Here is a 4,507-nt window from a genome sequence, read left to right as displayed (position 1 = left end):
CAGCCGGCACGGCAGTTTTCGAATGCCTGGCGCGGCGGGCTTGCCGCCGACCAGCGAAAGCAGGGTCAACCCGGCCTCGCGCCCGAGCGCGACAAGGTTCATGTCGACAGAGGTCAGCGGTGGGCGCGTCGCCTCGGCCACGATCTCCCAATTGTCGAAACCGATGACGCCGACATCACTGGGGACGTCGAGGCCGCGTTCGCGCAGCGCATCGATGACGCCGCGCGCGATCTGGTCGTTGCCGCAGAAGACCGCGTCCGGCCTTTCGCTTTTGCCGTCGAACAGTTGCGCAACCGCCTGGTGACCCCAGGCTTCCGACCAGGAGCCGAGCAGCGGCTCGCTGACCGTCAGGCCGTTTTCGACCAGCACGTCGCGGTAAGCCTGGACGCGCGCGTGCACCACGGCAAAGCTCGCCGGCCCGGTGACATGGGCGATGCGCTTGCGGCCCAGCCGGCAGAAATGCTCGACGGCCAGCCGGGCGCCGCCAACATCGTCCGAGACGAAGGCGACGGCGTCGGGATCTGGCTGCGTGAAGGCATAGATCACCGGGACGCGCAGATTGGAGAGGTCGACGGGCAGATGGCGATCGATGCGCTTGCCGGTGGCGATGATGCCGTCAACGCGCTTGTCGAGCATGGCGTCGACATGCATCTGGCCCAGCCGCGGATCCTCCTCGACATTGCACAGGAACACCGAGACGCCATTGTCGACCAGCGCGTCCGAAATGCCCGACATCAACGGCAGCGAGAAGCGGCCATAGGTATCGTTGGTGAGCAGGCCGACGGTGAAGCTGCGCCGCCGGAGCAGGCTTTGCGCCAGGCTGTTGGGCCGGAAACCGAGCCGCCGGGCGGTCTCGCGAATGCGTTCGCGCGTCTCGGCTGTCATCCGGCCCTGGCCATTGAGCGCCTTGGATGCGGTGGCGACACTGACTCCGGCCTGGGCGGCCACGTCACGCAAGGTGACTGGCTTGGAAAAGACTGGAACAGGCAGATCGTCCGATGGCATCGCGCCGAGATCCTTGGTTGGGAAAAGGTTTTCTCTTACCGAGCCGGATGAGGCCCGGCAGGTGGCCGAGCCCAACGACGATTGCTTGGGAAAACCTTTTCTCAGATGAAGCTAAGCCAGATCGAATCGCTGTTCAAGGGGAAAAGTTGGTTGGCCTCCGCTCCTCTCCTCCGAAATGCAACGCGGGGTAAAAGCAGCCTCGGAAGCGCGTAGGGGAGAAACGTCAATCGCAGTGCTGGAGGCCCTCGGTCGACACGGGGCGGGGCTGCCGCTTGGGCGTGAAGGATCGCAACTCTGCGCCGGAAGCGAGGCCCGGCAAGGTTGGCTGACGAACGCTCTGAAACTCGATGCCGAAAATTCTGAACAATCCCTCGGGATTAACCTTTCCGTAAATATTTGGCCGCTACTTCGACAGCCATGGCCTCGTGGCGGAGCGGCTACGCTGGAGACGGCAAATCTCTGAAGCCTCGGTTCGATCCCGAGGCGAGGCCTCCAAAATTTCGCGTCCCAATCTGCCCCGAGCGCAGTCAGTTCCCGCGAATAGATTGTGTGTTGCGAAGGCAGTACGGACCGGCCGTCAAAGCAGTCCTGTCTTGAATTTGGCATGCAGGCGCTCGCGAAAAGAGTGCTATGGAAGGGAGGCGAGCGTTGTTGCTTCGCTTTTTCCTGACATTCGAGGCCTTTCGTGCGTGAACCGTCGCTGCTGCCCGTTTTTGGAAAACTTGGCCTCAAGACCCCTGTCGCCTTGGCGGCGGCACCAATCTCGCCGGCAGGTGTGCCGCACCTGCGGAAGCTTCTGGCTGCGCATGGCGGCATGGTGCTGAAACTGTCGGTCGTCGCCTGGACGGTGCTGATCCTGGGCGCCGTGTTTTTCACGATGCGAGGCTGACCGGCATGGCCAACCGCTACACGGTGCGCATGGAGCTTCCCCAGAGTTGGAGCATCATCGATGTCTTCACCGGCCAGCCTGCGGTTGTCCGGCAAAAGGTGATGGTCGGGATGGGGCCGCGCGAGGCCGAGGACATGGTCGTGCAGATGAATGTCCGCGACGTTAAACGCCGCGAAAGGGCCGAGCGCAAGACCTGATCGCGGTCAGCGCCAACTCGCCGCCATTTCAGCCGAAATCGGCCGCCGTCAGCACATACATGCTCTTGCGGGTGCGGTCGTAGGCCTTCGACGCCACCTCGCGGATGGCGCTGCTCTCGGTGTCGAATGTCTGGAGATAACCGGCTTCATCGGCAGCAGTGCCCGGCCGCATCTTGGCCATGGCGTCGGCAGCGACGGAAAATGAGATCTGGAACATGCCGTCATGGCCGACGAAACGAATGCGCTGGCCCGCTTCGTCATAGCTGCGGCTGGGGTTGGGGAAGGTGAGGCTCATGTCTTGGCCTCCGTGGCTTTCTTGGTCGCCCGCTTCTTCTTCGGCGTAGGATTGAGGGCCTCGGCGACACGATCGGCCTCTTCCTTGGCCAGCCGAAGCTCCCTCAGCCTTGCCGTCTTGATCTCCCTGGCTCTTGCCTCGGACATATATTCGGCGGTCGCCTTGTTTTTCTCCGCTGTCTTCTTCTGCTTGTCGACAAAGCGGGCTTCAGCTTTTTCCATGATCGTCTGATTGCCTTCGGCCATCGAAGAAATCTCCCTTGTGCCTGAAATCGTGAAAGTGAACTTGTCCGATAAATAGGCACTCGATCGGCAAAATTCAATCTTTTGAATTATTTGACATTCTGCGGATATCACGAAACGGCCAGCTGAAATAATACTTTTGAATATTTAATTTGGCCCGCGAATAATTTTTGGCACTCCTATCTATCGAGTGCCAACGCGTCTATAGAGGAGGGGCGTGGCCGCCTGTGCCGGCCCCAGAAAGAAAGTTCCCATGAAATTTCGGCCACTCCACGACCGCGTCGTCATTCGTCGCGCCGAAGGCGATATCAAATCCAAGGGCGGGATCATCATCCCCGACACTGCCAAGGAAAAGCCGCAGGAGGGCGAAGTCATCGCCGTCGGCCCTGGCGCACGCGACGAAAACGGCACGCTTGTTCCGCTCGACGTCAAGGCCGGCGACTTCATCCTGTTCGGCAAATGGTCGGGCACCGAGGTCAAGATCGACGGCGAGGACCTTCTGATCATGAAGGAAGCCGACATCATGGGCGTTATCGACAAGAGCGAGACGGCCGCAACCGACAAGACCGTGGCCGCCAAGAAAGCTGCCTGACCTCATTTTCTCCGAACGAACTGGATAAAAATCATGTCTGCCAAGGAAATCAAATTCTCCACCGACGCGCGCGACCGCATGCTGCGCGGCGTCGAGATCCTCACCAATGCGGTGAAGGTCACGCTCGGCCCCAAGGGCCGCAACGTCATCATCGACAAGGCCTATGGCGCGCCGCGCATCACCAAGGACGGCGTCACCGTCGCCAAGGAAATCGAGCTTGCCGACAAGTTCGAGAACATGGGCGCCCAGATGGTGCGCGAAGTGGCCTCGAAGACCAACGACCTCGCCGGTGACGGCACCACCACCGCCACGGTGCTGGCCGCCTCGATCCTGCGCGAAGGCGCCAAGCTGGTCGCCGCCGGCATGAACCCCATGGATTTGAAGCGCGGCATCGACCAGGCGGTTTCCGCCGTGGTCAAGGAAATCCAGGCGCGCGCCAAGAAGGTCAAGTCGTCGGCCGAGATCGCACAGGTCGGCACCATCGCCGCCAATGGCGATGCCAGCGTCGGCGAGATGATCGCCAAGGCGATGGACAAGGTCGGCAATGACGGCGTCATCACCGTCGAGGAAGCCAAGACGGCCGAGACCGAACTCGACGTCGTCGAAGGCATGCAGTTCGACCGCGGTTATCTCTCGCCCTATTTCGTCACCAATGCCGACAAGATGCGCGTCGAGTTGGAAGAGCCCTACATCCTCATCCACGAGAAGAAGCTCGGCAATCTGCAGGCGATGCTGCCGATCCTTGAAGCGGTGGTGCAGAGCGGCAGGCCGCTGCTGATCATCTCCGAGGACGTCGAGGGCGAGGCTCTGGCGACGCTGGTCGTCAACAAGCTGCGCGGCGGCCTCAAGGTCGCGGCCGTCAAGGCGCCGGGCTTCGGCGATCGCCGCAAGGCAATGCTGGAAGACATCGCCGTGCTGACATCAGGCCAGATGATCTCGGAAGACCTCGGCATCAAGCTCGAAAACGTCACCATCGAGATGCTCGGCCGCGCCAAGCGTGTGCTGATCGAGAAGGACACCACCACGATCATCGACGGGGCCGGCACCAAGGCGACCATCCAGGCGCGCGTCGCCCAGATCAAGGGCCAGATCGAGGAGACGACCTCCGACTACGACAAGGAAAAGCTGCAGGAGCGGCTGGCCAAGCTCTCCGGCGGCGTAGCCGTCATCCGCGTCGGCGGCGTCACCGAGTCGGAAGTCAAGGAAAAGAAGGACCGCATCGACGATGCGCTGAACGCCACCCGCGCGGCGGTCGAGGAAGGCATCGTGCCCGGCGGCGGCGTGGCT

7 protein-coding genes are annotated in these 4,507 nt (G+C 61.9%); 4 read left to right on the top strand and 3 right to left on the bottom strand.

Annotated elements, in window-relative coordinates; all coding sequences use genetic code 11:
• The coding region (locus EN939_RS22240) for a LacI family DNA-binding transcriptional regulator (protein WP_164751143.1) at positions 1-1,005 on the bottom strand (1,005 nt) is incomplete at its 3' end.
• Positions 1,006-1,690: 685 nt separating this feature from the next.
• Here EN939_RS22240 and EN939_RS22235 point away from each other — a divergent pair.
• A complete protein-coding gene (locus EN939_RS22235) occupies positions 1,691-1,894 on the top strand; it encodes a hypothetical protein (RefSeq protein WP_127269696.1) in 204 nt (67 codons plus the stop codon).
• Positions 1,895-1,899: 5 nt separating this feature from the next.
• Complete coding sequence (locus tag EN939_RS22230; protein WP_127269694.1) at positions 1,900-2,091, top strand: hypothetical protein; 192 nt, start codon at positions 1,900-1,902, stop codon at positions 2,089-2,091.
• A gap of 28 nt (positions 2,092-2,119) precedes the next feature.
• Here EN939_RS22230 and EN939_RS22225 read toward each other — a convergent pair whose 3' ends face one another.
• Together EN939_RS22225 and EN939_RS22220 are read right to left on the bottom strand one after the other, a co-directional pair.
• Positions 2,120-2,386: a DUF1488 domain-containing protein gene (locus tag EN939_RS22225; protein WP_127269692.1), complete on the bottom strand. Its 267-nt coding sequence runs from the start codon at positions 2,384-2,386 to the stop codon at positions 2,120-2,122.
• Positions 2,383-2,631 carry a hypothetical protein gene (locus tag EN939_RS22220; protein ID WP_127269690.1) on the bottom strand — a complete coding sequence of 83 codons (249 nt, stop codon included), beginning with the start codon at positions 2,629-2,631 and terminating at the stop codon, positions 2,383-2,385. Before EN939_RS22220 ends, EN939_RS22225 begins: the two co-directional genes overlap by 4 nt.
• 250 nt (positions 2,632-2,881) lie before the next feature.
• Here EN939_RS22220 and EN939_RS22215 point away from each other — a divergent pair, with 250 nt between their 5' ends.
• Both EN939_RS22215 and groL read left to right on the top strand, forming a co-directional pair.
• On the top strand, positions 2,882-3,220 hold the full coding sequence (locus EN939_RS22215; RefSeq protein ID WP_127269688.1) for a co-chaperone GroES: 339 nt from the start codon (positions 2,882-2,884) through the stop codon (positions 3,218-3,220).
• A gap of 33 nt (positions 3,221-3,253) precedes the next feature.
• A partial coding sequence (groL, locus tag EN939_RS22210; protein WP_127269686.1) for a chaperonin GroEL occupies positions 3,254-4,507 on the top strand: 1,254 nt, incomplete at its 3' end.

The organism is Mesorhizobium sp. M7A.F.Ca.CA.002.05.1.1 (assembly GCF_003998335.1).
Classification (GTDB): Bacteria; Pseudomonadota; Alphaproteobacteria; order Rhizobiales; family Rhizobiaceae; genus Mesorhizobium.
This window is presented reverse-complemented; position numbering and strand designations above follow the sequence as displayed.